This is a genomic window from Microcoleus sp. FACHB-672 (assembly GCF_014695725.1).
Taxonomy (GTDB): domain Bacteria; phylum Cyanobacteriota; class Cyanobacteriia; order Cyanobacteriales; family Oscillatoriaceae; genus FACHB-68.
On the sequence record NZ_JACJOU010000027.1, the window covers coordinates 1 to 20,647 of the forward strand.

At 48.1% G+C, this 20,647-nt stretch carries 13 protein-coding genes; 6 read left to right on the forward strand and 7 right to left on the reverse strand.

Annotation, left to right across the window (positions count from 1 at the left end):
• Nucleotides 1–260 precede the first annotated feature (260 nt).
• From H6F56_RS21105 to H6F56_RS21120, 4 genes are all read right to left on the reverse strand, one after another.
• The gene (locus H6F56_RS21105) at nucleotides 261–836 is read right to left on the reverse strand and encodes a Uma2 family endonuclease (protein ID WP_190672304.1); all 576 of its coding nucleotides are present in this window, start codon (nucleotides 834–836) and stop codon (nucleotides 261–263) included.
• Between the two features lie 31 nt (nucleotides 837–867).
• Entirely contained in the window at nucleotides 868–1,335 is a 468-nt protein-coding gene (locus tag H6F56_RS21110; protein ID WP_190672306.1) for a GNAT family N-acetyltransferase, read from the reverse strand.
• Between the two features lie 173 nt (nucleotides 1,336–1,508).
• Nucleotides 1,509–5,489, reverse strand: a complete 3,981-nt coding sequence (locus H6F56_RS21115; RefSeq protein WP_190672307.1) for a magnesium chelatase subunit H — start codon at nucleotides 5,487–5,489, stop codon at nucleotides 1,509–1,511.
• Nucleotides 5,490–5,792: 303 nt separating this feature from the next.
• Entirely contained in the window at nucleotides 5,793–6,275 is a 483-nt protein-coding gene (locus tag H6F56_RS21120; protein WP_190672309.1) for an ankyrin repeat domain-containing protein, read from the reverse strand.
• 25 nt (nucleotides 6,276–6,300) lie between these two features.
• On the opposite strand from H6F56_RS21120, the gene H6F56_RS21125 reads away from it, so the two are divergent.
• From H6F56_RS21125 to H6F56_RS21140, 4 genes are all read left to right on the forward strand, one after another.
• Nucleotides 6,301–6,525: a hypothetical protein gene (locus H6F56_RS21125; protein WP_190672313.1), complete on the forward strand. Its 225-nt coding sequence runs from the start codon at nucleotides 6,301–6,303 to the stop codon at nucleotides 6,523–6,525.
• Nucleotides 6,526–6,827: 302 nt separating this feature from the next.
• Nucleotides 6,828–8,795: a transporter gene (locus H6F56_RS21130; RefSeq protein ID WP_242032110.1), complete on the forward strand. Its 1,968-nt coding sequence runs from the start codon at nucleotides 6,828–6,830 to the stop codon at nucleotides 8,793–8,795.
• Nucleotides 8,796–8,876: 81 nt separating this feature from the next.
• Nucleotides 8,877–10,082 (forward strand): lipid-A-disaccharide synthase, encoded by a 1,206-nt coding sequence (locus tag H6F56_RS21135; protein WP_199313151.1) that lies wholly within the window; start codon nucleotides 8,877–8,879, stop codon nucleotides 10,080–10,082.
• Between the two features lie 164 nt (nucleotides 10,083–10,246).
• Entirely contained in the window at nucleotides 10,247–11,911 is a 1,665-nt protein-coding gene (locus tag H6F56_RS21140) for a DICT sensory domain-containing protein (protein WP_190672318.1), read from the forward strand.
• 72 nt (nucleotides 11,912–11,983) lie between these two features.
• Here H6F56_RS21140 and H6F56_RS21145 read toward each other — a convergent pair whose 3' ends face one another.
• The gene (locus tag H6F56_RS21145) at nucleotides 11,984–13,738 is read right to left on the reverse strand and encodes a sensor histidine kinase (RefSeq protein WP_190672321.1); all 1,755 of its coding nucleotides are present in this window, start codon (nucleotides 13,736–13,738) and stop codon (nucleotides 11,984–11,986) included.
• Nucleotides 13,739–14,005: 267 nt separating this feature from the next.
• On the opposite strand from H6F56_RS21145, the gene H6F56_RS21150 reads away from it, so the two are divergent.
• Together H6F56_RS21150 and H6F56_RS21155 are read left to right on the forward strand one after the other, a co-directional pair.
• On the forward strand, nucleotides 14,006–15,406 hold the full coding sequence (locus H6F56_RS21150) for a TldD/PmbA family protein (protein WP_190672325.1): 1,401 nt from the start codon (nucleotides 14,006–14,008) through the stop codon (nucleotides 15,404–15,406).
• A gap of 153 nt (nucleotides 15,407–15,559) precedes the next feature.
• The gene (locus H6F56_RS21155; RefSeq protein ID WP_190672328.1) at nucleotides 15,560–16,432 is read left to right on the forward strand and encodes an Rpn family recombination-promoting nuclease/putative transposase; all 873 of its coding nucleotides are present in this window, start codon (nucleotides 15,560–15,562) and stop codon (nucleotides 16,430–16,432) included.
• A gap of 145 nt (nucleotides 16,433–16,577) precedes the next feature.
• On the opposite strand, the gene H6F56_RS21160 is transcribed toward H6F56_RS21155, so the two are convergent.
• Both H6F56_RS21160 and H6F56_RS21165 read right to left on the reverse strand, forming a co-directional pair.
• Nucleotides 16,578–19,541: an AAA family ATPase gene (locus H6F56_RS21160; RefSeq protein WP_190672331.1), complete on the reverse strand. Its 2,964-nt coding sequence runs from the start codon at nucleotides 19,539–19,541 to the stop codon at nucleotides 16,578–16,580.
• Nucleotides 19,538–20,644: an ATP-binding protein gene (locus tag H6F56_RS21165; protein WP_190672334.1), complete on the reverse strand. Its 1,107-nt coding sequence runs from the start codon at nucleotides 20,642–20,644 to the stop codon at nucleotides 19,538–19,540. Before H6F56_RS21165 ends, H6F56_RS21160 begins: the two co-directional genes overlap by 4 nt.
• Nucleotides 20,645–20,647: the final 3 nt, after the last annotated feature.

Here is a 20,647-nt window from a genome sequence, read left to right on the forward strand (position 1 = left end):
CTTTCTCTCTACTGTTTTATTAACTTTTGAATGAAGCTTTTGGCTACACAAAATCGTTTCGCCAATTCCCGTTGCGATATTTCTTCATTCTCATACACTTGGATTATTTTTTCCCGCAAGTCCAGTGAGTAGGCTTTCATCTTTACACCCTCAACAGCTCCCCATTACTGTACCTCTGTTATTCGAGAAACGCTATATTAGTAATTTTTTAAATTTATTTTATTTAATTTTATTCAAAATACTGTAATAGATTTTAACTCTTACCAAACTAATTCAAGATTTAGCACAAATCCAGAAAGAATCGGCTCTCCTTCTAACCTCTCAGGATTGTCAAGCACCTCAACTTCTTCACCGGGACGGTAAATTTCTACTTGCCGAGATTTGCGGTTAATTAACCAACCCAAACAAGCGCCATTGTCCATATACTCTTTCATCTTATTCTGAGTATCTTTCAAGCTATCACTCGGAGAAAGTAACTCAACGACAAAATCAGGACAAATGGGAGGGAATTTCTTTTGTTGTTCAGAAGTTAAAGCATTCCAACGTTCTAACTTAAACCAAGAAGCATCTGGGGAGCGATCTGCACCATTCGGTAATTTAAACCCACCAGAGGAGTCGAAAGCAATGCCGGTGCCATCTGCATCTGTCCAATTCATTAACTGCTGGGTTAGTCTGCCATTACGGTTGCTCGTTTCTCCTCCTGCCGGCGGCATGATAATTAATTCTTTTTTAGCATTGCGTTCAAATCTCAGCTCACTGTTATCCTGACAGAGTTGATAAAATTGCTCATCTGTCAATTTAATAATCGAGTTGAAGTTAACGGTTAATGCGGTCATATCAATTTAACTTTAGATTTTGAATTAAGAATTAACTTGTCATTAAAGTTTCTGTTTCTATAACTCTACGTTTAATGAATTTAACTTGTCCATCAGGCTGTAGCTCTACAGGTATCCAACCGAGATGGATATAGAATCCATAAGCTCTTAAATTTGGATCGTTGCCTGTTAATAGCCAAATTTCTTCAACTCCTTGATGCCATAACCATTGTTCAGCCTCCTGCATCAAAGCACGTCCCGCACCACGGCCTTCAAAAGATGGGAGAACGAACATGGCAAATATCGTTTTTTCCGCTGCATTCGCCATTGAAAAAGCAATCGGTATTGCATCAATTTCAGCAATCCAAGCCCGACACTCCGTTTGCAACATACTAGCAATCGTCTCCGGAGTTACTCCCAGACTAGCTAACTCTTCAAGAGACTGATAATTTTCGATGACGCTAGTTCTAATATTGAAGAGTGTTTTAATATCTTCAAGTTGCGCTTCTCGAATATTCATAAAAAATCACACTCTAGAGTCTAGCAACACAGCTCAATAGAGAAATCCTAAGGACAATCAGAGTTGGATTATTATCCAACTTTGCTCTTCCTCTGCTTATATGATATCAAGCGCTGCAAATTTTGGTTCTCAATAAAAAGGCCGGCATCTTGCCGGCCTCACAAATCTTAGAACTATTCTACCCCTTCAATTCGATCCTCAACCTCCTGATACAACTGGCGCAAGCGGTCTAAATTGCTCTCACTTGTCTCCCAGTAACCACGACCGTTGACTTCTAAAAGTGTAGTCACCATCTTGCGGAATGAGTGAGGATTGAGATTCATCAAGCGTTGCTGCATCGCCTCATCTTTGATGAACGTCTCATTGGTTTCCTCATACACCCAGTTATCCACAGCGCCGGCAGTCGCAGACCACCCCATTGTATTAACCAGACGCTTCGAGAGTTCCCGCACCCCTTCATAGCCGTGAGAAAGCATTCCCTCATACCACTTAGGATTGAGCATCTTAGTCCGTGCATCTAGACGCACGGTTTCTGATAGCGTCCGCACCTGAGCGTTTGCCGTTGTAGTATCGGCAATAAACGAGGCCGGCTGCTTGCCATCTCCGCGCAACGTCGCCACAACCTTGGTGGGATCAGAGTCGAAATAGTGGGAAACGTCGGTCAGACTAATTTCCGAAGAATCCAGATTTTGGAACGTCACTTCAGCCGTTTTCAACGTGGATTCAAAAATCTGCCGATCTTGTTCCATCGTACCGGGATTATCTGAAGAAAACGCAAAAGATTTGCGAGTCAGGTACATTTCCTGCAACTCAGATTCGCTTTCCCAAGTGCTATTTTCTACCGCCAAATTGACGTTAGAGGAATAAGAACCCGACGCATTAGAAAATACTCGCGTTGCCGCTTGCCGCAGATTGATGCCCATTTCCTCAGCTTGCTTCATCGCGTGCTTGCGGATAAAGTTCATCTCCACCGGCTCATTTGCTTCTGCTGCCATCTTCACGGCTTTATCTAACAGATTCATCTGGTTGATAAACAAGTCGCGGAAAACACCAGAACAATTGATCACCACATCAATCCGAGGGCGTCCCAATTCTTCGAGGGAAAGCAATTCCAGCTTATTGATGCGTCCCAAAGCATCGGGAACCGGCTTTACGCCGACCATCCACATAATTTGGGCGAGAGATTCCCCATAGGTCTTAATATTGTCGGTTCCCCAAAGCACACAAGCGATTGTTTCAGGGTAGTTTCCGCCATTATCCATCCGCTGCCGGTCTAACAGCCGGTCTACGACAATTTTTGCCGATTTTACCGCTGCGGCTGTGGGAATGGACTGGGGATCGAGGGCGTGCATATTCTTGCCGGTGGGCAAAACATCCGGGTTGCGAATCGGATCGCCGCCTGGGCCAGGTAAAATATATTCACCTTCCAAAGCCCGCAGCAGTGCGCCTAATTCGTTATCCGCACATACTTGCTGCAAGCAGAATTCCAAATACTCAAACAGCGGTTTAATCAGTTCAGGATCGACCTTTTTATAACCGGCTTCATGCAACGCTTCAATCCAAGGTTCCTTTTTGCCCATATTAAAGAAATTGAGCTTGGAAACCAAAGAAACACGTCCATCCGCATCGGTTTGCTCTTTCACCAAAGCCGCAACCGCCGCACGGCTTGCCATTGTGATGTTTTGCAATAACTCGACATCGGCGAGAATGCCTTTGTCGTTATTGTGGTAAATATCCTCAATCTTGCGCCCGATGCTATTAGCAATAATTCGGGGCAGAGAAACGATTTCCTCGTCTTCGCGATCAAGGTTGGCAATATTCACCAGCGTGGCGATCGCTTCTTCTGCGGTTGGCGGCTTACCAATCACGTGCAATCCACAGGGCAACAAGCGAGATTCAATTTCCATCAGCCGGCGATACACCTGACCGACAATATTATCCCGCTCCAGAGCCGTCATGTCTGCGGCTTCAATGTCAGGCAGGGCGATATCCTTATCCAAATTCACCAGCCGGCACTTATCCATGATCGTGCTGACAATCGGAATCCCGCGCCCCGTATCTTTCAGGGTTTGATAAGAGGCAATTAGCTCGCTCAACTCTTGCAAGCCTTTGTAAAGTCCTGCATTTTCTGCCGGCGGCGTCAGGTAAGAAATCGTCGCGGCATAGCTACGGCGCTTAGCAATCGTGGCTTCGCTGGGATTATTCGCTGCGTAGTAATACAAATTGGGGATTTTGCCAATCAAACTGTCGGGATAGCAATCCCCAGACATTCCCATTTGCTTACCGGGCATGAATTCCAGGGAACCGTGAGTGCCGAAATGCAGCACTGCATCCGCGCCCCAAATCCGCTCTAAATAGGTGTAATAAGCGGCAAATCCATGATGAGGGCTGGCAGAACGCGAGAACAGCAAGCGCATCGGATCGCCTTCATAGCCAAAGGTTGGCTGAACGCCGATAAATACATTGCCGAATTGTTTGCCAAAAACGAGCAAGTTTTCCCCGTCGGTGTTGAGATGTCCCGGAGGTGGACCCCAGTTTTCGTGCAAGCGTTCGGAGTAGGGCGTTAGTTCTTCATATTCTGGAACGGACATCCGATAAGCAACATTTAGTTCGGGGCTGCTGTACTGTGCCGTGGCGTCGTGGATGACTTCTTGCATCAGCGCCTCGGCGGACTCTGGCAACCCTTGCACGTCATAGCCGTTGTGCTGCAAAGCTTCCAGGACTTTGTAGATGGAACCGAATACATCGAGATAAGCGGCGGTTCCCACGTTGCCTTTATCGGGCGGGAAGCTGAAGACGGTGATTGCAACTTTCTTGTCTAATTTAGGCTTGCGGCGCAGGTTCGCCCATTTCATGGCCCGTTGAGCAACGGCTTCAATCCGATCTTGCAATGCGATCGCTTTGCCGGTTGTGCCATCTCTGCCTGAGAGAATAATCGGTTCAATCGCGCCATCAAGTTCGGGAATGGCAATTTGCAATGCCACTTGAATTGGGTGCAATCCTAAATCGCTATTTTCCCATTCTTCCGTGGTTTGGAATACCAAAGGCAGCGCTACCATGTAGGGCCGGTTTAAGCGCTTCAGGGAGTCGATGGCTTTGGGATGGTCTTGACGCGCCGGCCCTCCGACTAGGGCAAAGCCGGTGAGGGAAACCACTGCATCCACTAACGGTAAGGGTGCGACGCCTTTGGCCCCAACTTCCCAGAAATAAGCCTCCACCGGCTTGGAGAAGTCTAAGCCGCCGGCGAACACGGGGATCACTCGCGCCCCCATCGCTTCGAGTTCTTGCACCATTGCTACATAATGGGCATCGTCGCCGGTGACAAGGTGAGTGCGTTGTAGCACTAAACCCACACAAGGTGCTAAGGGGTCTTTTAGGTCAGTAGAGATGTCTGTACGGCTGTTGTACCAATTAAAGTAATCTCTGACTTCCTCAAACATCTTCGGTGCCAAGGGGTGCCAGATGCCCATATCTGGGTAAACCACCGGCTCCTGAAAGCTCAGCTTGTTGCCTTTGAAGACATACTTATCTGCCAGCATCAGCAGGAAGTTTTCCAAGTTCTCTGAAGAACCTCCCAACCAATATTGGAAGCTGAGCATGAAGTTGCGGGCGTCCTGCGCTTTGTCCATTGGCAGGTATTTCAAAACTTTCGGCAAGGTCTGCAACAGCTTCAGCATTCCATCTTGGAAGGATGAGCCGGATTGCTCCTTGCGTTTTTTCATGAATTGTGCAATAGCACTCTTAGACTGACCCAGTTGAGCCATCGAGAAGCTGCCCATCTTGTTCAGGCGCATCACCTGCGGCATAGAGGGGAAGACTACAGCGACATCTAAGGCATCGCGGTAGGGTTCCACTGCCTCAACGACTTTATCGGCCAAGTCTTCAATGAAGATCAGGGATGCGATAAAAACATTGGCACCGGCAAGATCCCGCTTCAGGTTTTCGTAGTTCTCAGGGTCACGCAATTCTTCGATCAGATAGCCGCTGATTTCGATCGCTAAGTTGGGGTTGTTCTTATTAATCGAACGAACCGCCCCGGACAAAGCGCTCTGATACTGGGCTTCTAGCACGACATAGACCACCTTGAGTAAGGCTCGCCCTTGGAGGTTGTCAGGCGCAATGTGTCGAATGGTGGGCTTGACGTGAGTGAACATTCAGGTAGGCTCCTTTACGATGCGCGTTCTCTTCTCAGGACTGTGTGCTGATCACTTCATGCTGAGTCTTGAGGAACAGCGTCGGCAGGTGGGGCGGGTTGCTTGACACCTGACAACTTTGCTGACTCAGCACTCAGCACTCAGCACTTCAAAAAATGGCACATGAGTTTTTTTAGCAGAAAATGACCACCTGATGAGGGTTTTGGCCGTTATCTGACACAATTCGACAAAAAACTCTCCATATTTATTTACATTTATTTACATACTTTGTAAATAACCACTCACATTTTTCTTTACAAAAGTTTAGGTGGACTGGCGCTCACGAGCTTGTTTGAGGATCTGGATCACTTCCGGATGGCCTTCTTGGGAGGCCCAAACAAGGGCAGTCATGGTGTTGTTGTCTTTGGCCTTGAGATCGGCACCGGCTTCTAGTAAAATTTCCACGATTTGGGCGTGTCCGCTACCGGCAGCACTCATCAAGGCGGTTAAGCCAAAGCTGGTTTTGGCATTGACTTCAGCACCGGCTTCTAGCAGATGCTGGACTATATCAAGATGGCCGGCAGCCGCCGCACTCATCAGTGCTGTCCAGCCATCGGTATCGCCGGCTTTCACATCTGCACCAGCAGCGATTAAGGTTTGCACAATTTCAGTATTGCCGGCTTCCGCTGCGGCAGTTAACGCATTTAATCCTTCTGCATCTGTGCCATTTATCTTCACTCCCCCATCTATCAGCGCTTTTACGGCCATTGCGTCACCGCTTTTTGCTGCTTCGATTAAATCTGTCATAGCTTTACACGCTCCTCAAAACCCAGTGCCGATTGAACAAGTTTGTGCCAAAAACGTATTTTCGCATCTTGTTGGGTCACTCGATCTGTCTAGCAAATTTAACAATTGGGGAACTCGACTGGGAACAAAGCGATCTTCTACCGGCAGCAAAACAGCCAAAACTCAGGATTGTAATGGGTGCATCGCCCTTGATATTTTCAGCGTCTCGATTAATCCTGAAGAGTTAGCGAGTGCCGGTTGGCCGGTCTAGGGATTTGCTCACTTAAAGAATGCGACTGCCTCTGTCCGCTTAAGCTGAAGGCATACTGATTGCGGTAGAGTAACTTCGGGCGTTGCCGCATGAAAGCGCTGATTACGGGCAGATCCTCTGCGTAACGCTGCTAGCTAACCACATCCCAACAAAGAGAACACGATCACAATCCAGTTAGCAGAGGTAAAGCGGGTATATCTGAGCAGATACAGTAACCAAAATCCCTTTATTTTATCTAAAAGCTTGAGTTTATGACATTCGCTCGATTAATTTCATGCTCTGTTTCCTTATGGCTAGGAGTTATGTCTAGCGCTGTACTCGCAGATACCGAAGATGCGGGTCAGATTCCTAAAAAAACAGCATTAAACGATCAAGATGTTAGGGTAAATCGTGCTGTTTTGCCTGAGCTATCAGCTCAGTTAATTCCTACCGTACAACCTCTCCCTCCTGAGAAAAAATTTGAACTAGAAACTTTACCCATTAACCGGGCCGGCGAGGAAGCCGTTTCTCTTGAACCTGCCCCACAGCCAGGGTTACGCGGAGATGTTTTAAGAAGTCGCCCCACCGTTTTAACCACAGCGCATCACTTACAGCGAGGAGAAATCCTCACCAATTTCCGCTACCGGCAATCGTTTCCTTCTGGTTCAGCCAGTGATGTTGGATTGACGGGACAACCAACTTTCGCAATTAGTTGGGGCGCAACGGATAACTTAGAAATTACCCTAGACGCCCAGACTGTTGACAATGCTGGGCCGGGTGAGCAAGGAGACTTAACAGCTAGCAGAACAACTGCCGAGGGTAGTGGTAATTTCTTTCAAGAATTGACGCTACAAGCAAAACAGCGAATTTGGGAAAATCTAGAAGAAAATTTTGCTTTAAGTGGCGTACTAGCTGTTTCTAGAGGAATTCGATCTTACCAATTTTTTAATGAAAATGGTCAGTTGGATAGCGGAAGCAATACGGAAGAACTTGTTGTTTCTTTAGAGTTACCTTTTACCGTCAAAACAGATGACCGCTGGCAATTCACCCTATCTCCAAAAGTTGCTTTTTTGCCAGAAGATAATGCTTTGTATTTTCGCCGGCTGCCAGACAATGACGATGATTCTTTTGGCACAACTTTAGGATTAGCCGGCGCAGTCAGCTATCAAGTCAATCCCCGCCTAATCCTCTGGGGAGATACATTTATTCCCTTTACGGGAAATAACAGCCTTAATCAAGATACAGGACGTCCCGCGCGTAGTATTGCTTTTAACACCGGCTTGAGGTATTTAGTCAATCCCCGGCTGGCAACAGATTTATTTATTTCTAACACGCTAGGTAACACCGGCGCTTTATCAGCGATTGCAGATCGAGAGTCTATTTCTCTCGGTTTAGGGGTCACCTTTTTACCCGCTTTTACCGCTGCAAATCGCCAGTATCCCCAGCATTTTGGGGACACACAAAACCCCCCTCCTTTTATTCCGGCTGGATTTGGCTTTTTGGATGGGGGAACGATTGCCAATCAGCAATTGCTGACGACGCTACAAGGGGGTAGCCAAGGGCTATTAGCATCGATTCAGTACGGACTTTTAGATGATTTTGAAATTGGGGGATTTATAGATTCTATTTCTGGAGATACAGACGAATCAGAAATAGGACTGAGTGGAAAAATTCGCTTTTTGCATCAAGCAGATGGTGATCCGTTTACCTTAAGCGGGTTGGTGACGGTTTCCAAGTCAAATAATGTGTTACTCAACTTCTTAAGTGGAAATAGCAATGAATTAGAAAATCGAGGATTGGAGGAAGAGGGTTTTGTTTTCAGCAGTGAAGTCTGTTCGGATAACGGCGGAGTTAGCAAGAACGACGGGGAATGTTTAATGATTACCCTCTCTGCACCCATGCACTATCAGTTAGAAAATGGTAGCGCAGTTTGGTTAACGCCTACTTTGGGATATGTGCAGCGAAATGGATTAGAAATTGCCGGCTTTAATTTAGGAGGATCGGTTCCCTTGGGTCAAAATATTACGGCAATTGCGGAAGCCGGTTTCAATTTAACAGGCGATGGCAACGCTTTAGTCGATGATGATCGCAAAAATCTTATTCCTTGGGCTTTAGGGGTGCGTTGGAATGCTGCATCTTTATTTAACTGGCCGGTAACCAAGAATCTTGGGCCTCAAGTTGAGTTGTACCTAACAAATCGGGTCGGTTCCTCACCGTTTCAGACTCTGCGAGTTCGCGAAGATAATGATATAGCGGTAGGGGCTGGTATTCTATTTCCTCTCCAATTTTAATTAGATAATTGAGTGGTAAAAGGAGGATTATTAGTGCCGGCAGTTGATATTTTAATTCTCTCCAATGGGCCTGGAGAATTGATGACTTGGGTGCGACCTGTAGTGCAACAACTGCGGCAACAAATGGGCGAAGATCGCTCACAAATTCGCATTTCTCTAGTTCTGTCGCCCTGTCCTCATGCCACCGGCAAAGAGGTTGAAATTGCCCGTTCCTATCCGGAAATAGACCGCGTTCAAGGGTCAAAAGATTTCTGGAAGTTTTTAATTTCGGGAAAAACAGCAGAAAATTGGGATTGGCGAGAATCGGGCATTGTGATCTTTCTCGGCGGCGATCAAATCTTTCCGGTGATCATTGGTCGCCGGCTGGGTTATCGTACTGTTGTTTATGCTGAATGGGATGCTCGATGGCATGGTTGGATAGACCGATTTGGGGTAATGAAGCCTGAAATTATTGCCGGCATCCCCGCAAAATACGTCCATAAATTCACCGTTGTTGGTGATTTAATGGCAGAAGTCTCTAAAGAAATCGCAACAGAAAAAATTAAAGATTCTTCTCAGACTCTCGAACTAATCGGACTCCTTCCCGGATCGAAGCCGGCAAAACTCTCTCAAGGGGTACCGCTACTATTAGCAATTGCAGAAAAAATTCATGAGATAAACCCGAAAACTCGTTTTGTTATTCCCGTTGCGCCCACCTTGGATGTAGAAACCTTGGCGCGTTTTGGCGATCCTCAACAAAACCCCCTCATTCAGCAATTGGGATGGGCGTCTGCGGAATTAAAAAATCAGGATTCTTCATACTTTTTAATCACCGGCACCGGCCTACAAGTTGAACTGCACAGAACCGCACCGGCTTATGATTTGCTCTCTCAATGCCGGCTTTGTTTAACAACTGTCGGTGCCAACACGGCTGAACTCGGTTCTCTTGCTGTACCCATGATTGTGTTAATTCCTACCCAAGAATTAGATGCCATGCGGGCTTGGGATGGCTTACCGGGGTTGTTAGCAAACTTGCCGGGAGTGGGTTCAGCTTTTGCTAAAGCAATTAACTGGATTGTATTGCGGCAAGGACGTTTATTTGCATGGCCGAATATTTGGGCAAAAACGGAAATCGTGCCGGAATTAGTAGGGCAATTGCAGCCGGCAACTGTTGCAGAAATGGTCATAGATTTCCTCAACCATCCGGAAAAATTGGACGCGATGCGAGATCGTCTGCGTAGTGTCAGAGGGGAAGCCGGTGCGGCACAAAAACTCGCTCAACTTGTAGGTGAAGAAATTTCTAATTGAGTCGAAAGGTTAAAAGATTTCGGCAATTTGTCATCCCGGTATTCTCGAACCTTGCTAAACTGGGTTGAGTTCCAGCCGATAGAAAATCAAGGTCGCATCACGATTGCGCCTCGATCCATGCCATCAGGGTGCCAAATATCGCCGGCCTTTCTCTTCCTGAGTCAATGAATTTATCACCAGCTCAAGACATCTCCCTCTACGAACTAGCCCTCAGCGCCCAGCAGCCGCCCCATGCCTTGCAAGTCAGTCCGGCGACGCTGAAATCTATGGTGGATGCGCTGATTGATTTGTTGCTTGACCGAGAGATACCGGCAACTCTGTTAGTGAAGCTACCGCGCGGGAATGCGTGGCAATCTGAGCTTGAGCGTTACCGGCAAAGTGGAGTTTGTCAGGGAATTTATGTCTGCAACCTTTCTGGGCGCAATGCAGCTAGTCTGACAGATGGAGATAATTCAGGGGAACTCGAATCGCCGCCAGCAAAGCAAAGACACTCGCGCCCGACATCTGAATTCCAGACACACAGACAGTCTGCGCCAATCACTGACAGCGAGACATCTCTGATTCAGGATAAGGCGAGACAAAGTATACCGGCACCAGCAACCTCAACAAGTTTTGAACTGAATGTGCCGGCTGAATCTTCTTTAAGACGGGAATATTTTATCTTTGTCCTCTCAGAGCAATTTTGTAGCTTGATCGTGGCCCATCGGCCTCGATCTATCCGGCTGCCGGTGGAAGCCACAGAGACCAATTCTGAACGTAAACAACCACTTTTAGCAATTTGTTCCGCAGACGCACCGGCAGTTGAACACGTATTAGCCGGCTTACGACAGATCGTTGGCATTAGCCAGTCCAAAACCCTCCAAACGGATAAGTCAAGCGTAGGAACAATCCCTCAACAGCAAAGCCCCGCCTCGGCTTCTATAGCCACTGACGAACTCTTAAAAAATTGGAATTCCCTGTTTCTGCGTTTCCCCTCCTCTGACTTGACAAAAACTTCTTTGTTCGCATCTCATGCCGGTCACTTATGGGCCAAACAAATTCAGCAGCAAGAAGAAGTTTGGCGCAGTATCACCAACTACCGGCAGCACGCAGTCGATGCAGAAGCCTTGCAACTGCAAAACCAAGAGTTGCTGGAAGCAATGCACCTGAAAGACGAATTTCTCAGCAATGTGGGTCAGGCATTGCGGACACCCTTAACCAATATGAAAACCGCACTCACCCTGCTGGGTTCCGCCAACCTCAAGCCGGCCCAGCGTGAGCGGTATATGCAACTGCTCAATACCGAGTGTGATCGCCAGACTTCGCTGATCAACGGTTTGCTAGAACTGGTGCGGCTCGATCATCTGGTAGATCACGCAGCCATGCAATCTTTGTATTTGGCGGAAATCGTGCCTGGGGTTGTCAGTACCTACCAGCCACTAGCCCAAGAAAAAGGCGTGATGCTGGCTTACACAATCCCAGACAACTTGCCCCCCGTTTCCTGCTTGCGTCCCTGGCTGAAGCAGATCGCGATCAACTTGCTGCATAATGGCATCAAGTTTACCCCCACCGGCGGTCAAGTTTGGGTGCAGGCAAAGCAGCAGGGAGATTATATCCAATTAGAATTTCGCGACACCGGCATCGGCATTCCGGCTAGCGAACTTCACAAAATTTTTGAGCGATTCTATCGAGTTCGCCAAGCTGTTGATGACGATCCCGGCGGTGCCGGCTTAGGTTTAACAATTGTGCAACAATTACTATTGCGCTGTGGTGGTTCAATTTCTGTTAAAAGCCAACTTGGTCAGGGTTCGACTTTTAACGTTTTGCTGCCGATTTATCATAAAGAATAGGGGGATTGGGCATAGGGCATGGGGCATTTTTAGCCACTTTCTCAATCTTTTCCACTCAGCACTTAGCACTCCCTACTCCAGGGGAAGGAAAATCGTTAGAACTTCGCCTTGTTCAGGTTTTTGTCGCACGATTAGTTTTGCGCCTAGGGCTTGGAAGAGATTTTTTGTAACCGAGAGATTGAGTGTGAGATTGCCGGTTTCTGGCTGAAATACCAACAATTGACCAATCGATTTCAGTGGTGAAGTTGAGGCATTTGCCGGCAATTTTTCGCTGCCGGTTTGACATTGCAACTGCACTTTTAATTGATCACCGGCTAGCATCACTTGCACTTCCACATGACCCCCTGCCGGCTGACTGGCGGTGAAATTTTCAATCACGCCGGTGAGTACCTGATCCAACATTGTCGGATCGCTCACTACCGAAGGCATCTTCTGTGGCAAAACGACATCTAGGGTTAGATTGCGCCGGCTTGCCTGTTTTTGCCACCGGGGAATGCAACTGTCAAAAACTTGCGTCAGGGGAGTAGAGGTTAAATGAACCGGCGCTCGTTTGGTTTCAGAAGTTTCCAATTCCACAGCGCGGAAAATTAAACCAAAGCGATCAATCTGCTCGCTACACTCGCGATCAATCATTTCCAAACGCTTAATCACTTCTGGCTCTAAGTTCCGGCGTTTTAGCAGCAGGCGAGTTAAGGTGCGAATGGTTGCCAAAGGTGTGCGGACTTCATGGGCCATCGCTTGCAGCAATTCCACATCATAAGCTTGAGATCGCTCATTCGATGCCGTGCCGGTTCCACCAGCCAGATGCTCTAGACGCTGCTCAAGGGTTTCTCGATTTAAGTTTGTTTTCACTGCAGCCGGCCTCTTGGTACGCTCATTCACGCAACCGTCAGAGTCGGAATGGCTGCGATTAACATTGCGCGAACGCCAAGCCGATTTGCTGGATGCACCGGCTGCCTGTGGCGAGTCGTGGACTGCCGCCGATAACAAACGCACTGGGGCGTCTGAGCGACTGTTTTCCCACTCAACCGGCTCCGGCATATACTTCAGAAGCAGCCGGCTAAACTGCATCACAGTTTTGTAATCTGGAGCTGCCGGCGCAAACCGCTCAATGCAATTATCCAGCTGGCTTAGCTGGGCGGTACTGCCGGCGAGTAACACACGGGGACGTAGCGAATGCCAAGCTTGTGCAACCACTTCCGGGTCAAAAGAAAACTGAAAGGCCGGTTGCCCATTGCTATCTGTGCCCAGAACCATCACCAGGCTCAATTTGTGAGTTAATACCACACAAAACTGTTCATCTGACAAGGGGTCATCTGAAAGCAAGGGAACCAGTGAGCGGGGCATAGAAGCCGGTGCGGTGCATCCTTCCGGGAGGGGCAGCAGGGGCATACTGTGCCGATTGCGTTCTCCCAGTAACCAAAGGGCTGGGTTGAGGGGATCGGAAGTGAATGTGCAAGACGCCACACGGGAAACAAGGGCTGGGTGAGTCAACACCGGCATCGGCCCGGATAAGATCAAGCCGTGTGAGGGGTCAAAATCTTGGGCATGGCTTTCTTCTTGGCCAACCGCAGGATATTTGAGGGTGGCCGGCACCGTTAAGGAAAATTGTTGTTGCAAAAGACAGTTAAGCGCGGCAACGGCACCACACCATTCCCGTTCCGCCTTGAGGCGTTGCTGAGCAGCCTCAGCGGCAGAACGGTGCCGGTTGCGATTTAAAGAGACATTGCCGACAACATCTCTACCACCCGCCACCGCTTCAAATCCACACTCTGCCTCGGCAAGGGATAAAACCTCACTGAGGGCCGGTAAAAACCATTGATCCATAGCAGTAAACCCTCTTGGCAGATTGCAATTAGTAGCAGAACCGCTCTTCAAAATCGTAAAACCGATAACTCAATTACTTCTGTAGGGCAAGGGGGCAGAACCCTTCTCCTTCAGAGTATCGGTATTTTTCGGTTAATGACAGTCGAAGAACCGAACCAATTAGTCGCAATCTCCGTGCATGGGCAAATATGCTCCTCCCTGCAAATCAGGACAATCTCCCTTGCGCTGTAGCAAAATGAAGGCAGTTCATTTAACTGGCCGTCGCTCATGTCTACTTTGCTAAATGACGCTAAAAATTTGCTATCAGACTTGATGGCTCGCTTCTCACCTCATGTGGATTATTTGGCGATTCGATTGGAGGAATCTGAAGGCACTGATATTTTTTTGCGGGGAGAGAAGATCGAAACCCTCAGTGAAGGGGTGTCGATTGGGGGGCAAGTCCGGGCTTGCCATAAGGGTGGTTGGGGCTTTGCCAGCTTCAATCAGTTAGGGACGTTGGCAGAACGAATTGAGGAAGCGATCGCAGCCGCCCGGTTGGTGGGGGATGAAGAAACTCTGCTGGCGGAGGTGATGCCGGTGCAAGCGATTTGCCAACTGCCGATGACCGGCACTGATCCTCGCCGGATTTCTTTAACCCAAAAGAAAGCATTGTGCGATCACTATGGGGAAATTCTTCGCAGTGTTGACCAGCGCATCACCACCACCTCTGTACGCTATAGCGATAGCGCCCAGAAAATCATCCTAGTGACCTCAGACGGCACAATTTTGGAACAATCTTGGGTGGATATGGAAATGCGGTTTGCGGCCACTGCCAGAGCCGGCAGCACGGTGCAAACAGGCCGGGAAACGACGGGATCGCGCAAGGCTTATGAAGATATGACCACCCTAGACGCTCAAGTGCTTGGGGCGGCAGAACGGGCTGTGCAGGCGCTCTCTTTGCCGCCAGTGAAGGGAAATACTTACACCGTGGTGATTGACCCGATTCTCAGTGGTTTATTTGTTCATGAGGCTTTTGGGCATTTGTCGGAAGCGGACATGACGTATGAGAATCCGGATTTGCTGGAGGTGATGACCTTGGGCCGCCGGTTTGGGCCAAAAGAGTTGCAAATTTTTGATGGTGCGGCTCCAGAAGGTCATCGCGGGAGTTACTTTTATGATGATGAAGGAACGCCGGCAAGCACAACCCAGCTCATTGAAGATGGGGTTTTAGTAGGCCGGTTGCACTCCCGCGAGACGGCTGGAAAGTTAGGAGAAGCAGCCACCGGCAACGCTCGTTGTTTGAGTTATCACTACCCTCCCATTGTCCGCATGACTAATACCTGGATTGAGCGCGGCAATACTGCGGTGCCAGATTTGTTTACAGATATTCAAGAGGGTGTTTATGCCCGGAACTGGCTGGGAGGAATGACCAATGGGGAGATGTTTACCTTTAGTGCCGGTGAAGCGTGGATGATTCGCAATGGCGAATTAGCAGAGCCGGTGCGCGATGTAACGCTTTCTGGAAATGTGTTTACCACTTTGGCAGATATTGAAGCCATCGGGGATGATTTCTACTGGGATGAGTCCGGCGGTTGCGGCAAAGGCGGTCAAAGTGGCTTGTCAGTCGGCTGCGGCGGGCCAAGTTTGCGCCTCCGCAATGTTGTTGTCGGTGGGGATGCGGCTGAGTAAAGCAGGAAGAATTGAGGGGTTTAGTTTTGAAGGTTGAAAATAGCTTTTATCCTTAATCCCTTATTTGGAAAACTTGAATAACTGGTAGAGATGCGATTCATCGTGTCTCTACCGGCACACTCACCCTTAAATCTAAGGAGAATCTGTTTAAAATTGACTGTTGATAATATCTGCAAATATTTAGCTGAGCAGGAACCGGGAGCTTTTGTTCGCTGGTTACTCTCAAAAGAAGTGAACGAAATTCAGATTCTTAAAACTGAATTAAGCGTGGAACCAATTCGCGCGGATGCTATTATTTTGCTACAAATTGATGACCAAATTTTGCATCTAGAATTTCAAACTTTGCCCGAATCAAAGCCGGCAATTCCTTTCCGAATGCTGGACTATTGGGTGAGGCTGCGCCGGCAGTATGGAACTGATATTGAGCAAGTGGTGATTTTTCTAAAAGCCACAACCTCTGAAATTGTGTTTACAGAGCAATTTGAAGCACCCAATACTAGACACCGCTATCGAGTGATCCGGTTGTGGGAGCAAGATCCCGATCCACTGTTAGCAAATCCGGCTTTATTGCCACTAGCTTGTTTAGCGAGAAGCGAATCGCCCAATGCTTTATTAGAGCGCGTTGCACTACAGGTTGCTAGAATTGAAGAACCCCAACAGCGGCAAAATTTATCAGCGAGTGTGACGGTACTAGCCGGCTTGCGTTTTGATGAAGCGTTGATTGACCAACTGTTTGGAGAGAGGTATATGCAAGAATCTGTAATTTATCAAAGAATTCTGCGGCAAGGGTTAGAACAAGGAAGACAAGAAGGCCGAGAAGAAGGCCGGGAAGAAGGCCGGCAGGAGGGAGAATTAGCGCTAATTATGCGTTTGCTTACTCGTCGGCTGGGTGCAATTCAACCGGCTGTGCAAGACCGGCTTCAGAAATTATCGATTTCTCAATTAGAAGAGTTGGGTGAAGCACTCTTGGATTTTCAAGAAAATCAGGATTTAATGGCTTGGTTGGATAGCAGGGGCAAACAGTAAAATTTTGGGGAAATTTGGGGTAAAAAGGGAAATGGATTCAACTTTACCCCCTTGTCAGTTCGTTACTTTTCCCTCAATTAACGATAATTTCCTGGCTAATATTGACGGAAATGCAACGGATTTTTTATCAAGTCCTTGCAGGTTTTTAAACATAATCTAAAACCCACCGGCGAAACAGTTCCACAATGATCCGCCACCGGCTCTCCTTTTCCTCAACGACATCATGGCGTGTGAGAGTCTTGAGGGCTTCGCCTAATGTTGTTTCATCAATACCGGCAGTCTCAGCTAAAGCTTCTAGGCTCAACCCTTCCGGGTGAGGGGCGAGTGCTTTTAGGATTGCCTGCTGATGGACTGCACCCTGCGCGGCTTGACCCCAAACGCCCGTGAAGTAGTAGCGTCCTCGGCTAAAGAATTCAGGGTCAATAATCACCGTTTCCACATCATCTACGGTGAAAACAGGCTCACGGGGGCGTCCGATTTCAAATACTTGGTCGTTGTAGCGGCGAACGAGTCCGAATCCGATTAGCTGGACGAGATAAGGTTGGCCGGCAGTCAGTTCATAAATCAAATCTAGCGCTTCTGGTTTGTAGCCGAGGGGGAAATCTTCATTTGGGTTAGCGAGGAGGTAGCCGGTTGCGGCAGGTTCCATGAAGCCAACTTTGATGGGGAGGACACTCGCAAAGAAGGGTTGGAAGTAATCTGCCGTCATTTCTTCGAGGGTATGAAGGCCGGCAAATGCAAAAGCAATTCGCGGACTCATTTGCACCATCCCCCGCAGAACTCCCATAAAATCTTTAGGGATTTTGCCTGCTTCTATGAGTTCCTCAATTTTCTCGAATTCATCTAAGGCAATAATTAACCCGCCGTTTAGATTTGCCTCAACTTGTTTCAAATAGCGCTTAAACGTGGGATAGGGAAGATTGACCAACTCCTCATCCGCAGGGGGTGGGAGGTTGACCGTCTGAAAAATTTCATCGCTAATTGCCATCAGCACTTCCCCAGCTCCCTGAGAGATATCTCCCAAATTTAACAGGTTGATGTAGGCCACTTTTACCCCAGATCCGAGACGGCTTACCACATTCTTGAGGATAGAAGTTTTGCCCATCCGCCTATGACCGAAAAGAACGACAGACTGCAGTTGATTGCCCGATACCCACAATTCCTTTAGCTGTCTGAGGACATCCTCCCGTCCGGCAAAAAGCTGCCCATGCACTGGATCGCCCACAACATAAGGATTTCGGACAGGTTCAGTGATGGATATTTCCCCAACTTCAGTAGCTTTCTTCTGTAGCAATTTTTGCAAATTTTTAGCTATGCTAAGGATTAGCCTTCGCTCTGCTTGAGGCAAGTGGTCGCCTGTGTCTAAAATGCTTTTAAGCTCTCCTAACGCTTGGCTAAGAGCGAAAGAGCGGGTCGAGCGAGACACACTACGCCCAACAGCCCGGCAATCCTCAGCAACTCGACGTAAGCTAGCAATAGCTTTCCAAGTAACTGGACGTAGTAGCGGTTCCTGGGGAGGATCGGGCAATTCGATCAGCGCCAGAGCGTTTAGAAACTCAATGTTGTAAAAGGCTGTTAAAGTCTCAGATAAGGTTAATAGTTCGGCTCCGTAAGGGAGAGACCGCACAACAGCAAAAGCCTCGGCTGCTTTTGCTGGCTTGAATTTGTATAAGTGCCAAAAACCAGCCGCCGCCGCGCGCGCCGGGGTGTCTACGCGGAGTTCTGTTAAAAGATGAGTCTGGATCTGCCACTTCCAGGAAGGCGGAAGTAGGAAGGAACCTTCCACAGCTTTTGACTTTATATTTTCATTCAAAGAAGCAGAGGCAAAATACACTAAGCCCCAATCATAGGGAGCTTCAGCCAGTTGAGTGACACGAAAGATAACTTGATCGGGGGGTGTTTCGGCCAGTAAGCAGTTAACTGCCTTGATAACAGGGATGAACTGAAGCGTATATTTCAGCAGTTGATTGACATTATGCAACCCCTTTTCCCAATCCTGCCGTAGCCACTTTTTTAAATAGAAGGAGAGGTGAATTAGAGGAAGTGGGGTGATACGGGAAAATCGCCAGCATTCGTTCTGGGGTTGTAACAGCAAGAGCGGTAGATTCAAAAGCCAATTTTCAGGACGGAGTGTCGCCACGGCTAACGCCACGGCTAACGCCACGGCTAACGCCACGGCTAACGCCACGTCTAACGCCACGGCTAACGCCACGCCAAACCCCATGCTTATCACCCCCCCTGACAGTATGAACAGTATGAAATACACTATCGCCGTTATGACCTCCGCCGTGTCGAACACCATGCTAAAGACCACGACTAACGCCATGCTAAAGGCCACGACTAACGCCATGCTAAAGACCACGCTCTTCGCCACCCCAAGCGCTACGCTAAAGGCTATGATCTCCGCCACGCCAAACGCCACGCCAAACGCAACGACTAACACCACGCAGTCCGACAGAACCTCCTTCGCGCCCCCCGCCACGCCAAACGCCACGCCTCCCGCCACAGCCTCCGCCACGCCCCCCGCCACGCCAAACGCCACGCCAAACGCCACGCCAAACATCACGCTTTTCGCCACGCCAAACGCCACGGCCTCCTTCACGCCCCCCGCCACGACTAAGGCCACGCCATCCGTCACGACTAAGGACACGCCCCCCGCCACACCAAACGCCACGCCCCCCGCTATGCCTAAGGCCACGCCAAAGGCCACGCTCTTCGCCACGCCAAACGCCGCGCCAAACGCCGCCACGCCAAACGTCACACCTAACGCCACCCCTAACGCCAAGGATGACCAAAGAACGGGGATGCCTATTTCTTGAAGTGCTAAACCCACAATTAATGGCGTTACAACAGTTAGCACTAACCCTTGTAAAAGCAAGTGAAGCAGGATGGGATTCTGGCGCAGCCACTCCCATCGCTTTTGCCACCTCATTTCGCCCTTGTGAACAAACTTATTCCCGAAGGTTCCCACATACCACTGCAACGCCTGGGGGAAGAAAAACACCCAGTACAGCAACCGCAGGTAATCTAGGAGATTCCACAACGAGAGGGGGCGTTTTAGTTTAGGAGCCAAATCTAACCGGGGAACGGGAGTTTGATCTTGGCTCATTGCACTTGTTCCATGTATCGCGCATAAGTTTTATAGCACAGTTGCATCAGTCGCCGGGGATGGCCGGCGCTTTTTTGCACTAACTGAGTTATTTCTTCTTCAGTAAAACGCACAGAAGTTGTCTCTAGCCGGCTTTTAATAAATTCACGAACAGTCACTTCATCCCAAGGTTTTATGTATTCCTGCTGAAAAAGACCGTGAAAAGGTGATGTTTTACTTTCATTCTGATTATCTTTAAAAAGCTGATCAAGGGGTTCGCCAACAGCTAAAATTAGGCGCAGAGGTGCATCACTTCCCTGAGATAAACCCTGCAAATGCTCGCGGAGGTTACGAGTAAACCCTTCCCGTGTCATCTTTCCCGCATTGTCGAGAGCTAGCAAAAATCGATTTGGATGCTGTCGCAAAACGCGAGTTAGTAGATATCCTTTGCTTTCGGGGATATCAATCTTATCACACAAAGCGATGTAGAATAGATCATCATTATTAACTCCATCTAGTAGCTCTATGTAAACCGGCTTGCGCGGTAATGACAGGCGATATTCCGACTGTCGGCAAATTTCCCCTAGTAGAGAAGATTTACCGATCCCTTCTTCTCCAATCAAGGCAACACTACTATTGCTGTTAAGATGCTCAAATACCTTCTTGATCTCACGATGTCGGTTGAAAAACTGTCCTGGGTCGTCAATTATGCTATTCCGTGGAATGAAGGGGTTGCTGAGCATATTTTCAGCAATTAAATTTGCTTGTGGCTGTGATGGGGAAGCTGGAGGTAGTATGTCTTCAACGGCTGGATTAGTGAGTTCCGTAAGTGTTCTTTGAGAAATTTGGCTTTTTTCAGAGTGCTGTTTCCAGAGTTGCTCTATGGCCGGTTGTAAATTTTTTTTATTTATGTTTATTCCAAAAATATCTGTAATCTTTTTAAATAACTTTGAAGCCGTTCCTCTTATGTATTGTTCGTCATAGGCAATTTTGCCTACCATTTTTCGGTAAGATAAATTTTCATAACTCGCAACAAAAATATCTTGTTCCAACTTACTTAAGCTGGTTTGTGTTTTCTCTACAAATAACCTATTGACAAACTCAAATGCTTCTTCAGGGTTCATGAT

What these genes read in the sequence shown, in the direction of transcription:
- H6F56_RS21145 (WP_190672321.1), bottom strand. Translation starts at nt 13,738, where the DNA reads ATGGATCAATGGTTTTTACCGGCCCTCAGTGAGGTTTTATCCCTTGCC.
- H6F56_RS21135 (WP_199313151.1), top strand. Translation starts at nt 8,877, where the DNA reads ATGACTTGGGTGCGACCTGTAGTGCAACAACTGCGGCAACAAATGGGC.
- H6F56_RS21150 (WP_190672325.1), top strand. Translation starts at nt 14,006, where the DNA reads ATGTCTACTTTGCTAAATGACGCTAAAAATTTGCTATCAGACTTGATG.
- H6F56_RS21140 (WP_190672318.1), top strand. Translation starts at nt 10,247, where the DNA reads ATGAATTTATCACCAGCTCAAGACATCTCCCTCTACGAACTAGCCCTC.
- H6F56_RS21130 (WP_242032110.1), top strand. Translation starts at nt 6,828, where the DNA reads ATGTCTAGCGCTGTACTCGCAGATACCGAAGATGCGGGTCAGATTCCT.
- H6F56_RS21110 (WP_190672306.1), bottom strand. Translation starts at nt 1,335, where the DNA reads ATGAATATTCGAGAAGCGCAACTTGAAGATATTAAAACACTCTTCAAT.
- H6F56_RS21160 (WP_190672331.1), bottom strand. Translation starts at nt 19,541, where the DNA reads ATGAGCCAAGATCAAACTCCCGTTCCCCGGTTAGATTTGGCTCCTAAA.
- H6F56_RS21165 (WP_190672334.1), bottom strand. Translation starts at nt 20,644, where the DNA reads ATGAACCCTGAAGAAGCATTTGAGTTTGTCAATAGGTTATTTGTAGAG.
- H6F56_RS21105 (WP_190672304.1), bottom strand. Translation starts at nt 836, where the DNA reads ATGACCGCATTAACCGTTAACTTCAACTCGATTATTAAATTGACAGAT.
- H6F56_RS21120 (WP_190672309.1), bottom strand. Translation starts at nt 6,275, where the DNA reads ATGACAGATTTAATCGAAGCAGCAAAAAGCGGTGACGCAATGGCCGTA.
- H6F56_RS21115 (WP_190672307.1), bottom strand. Translation starts at nt 5,489, where the DNA reads ATGTTCACTCACGTCAAGCCCACCATTCGACACATTGCGCCTGACAAC.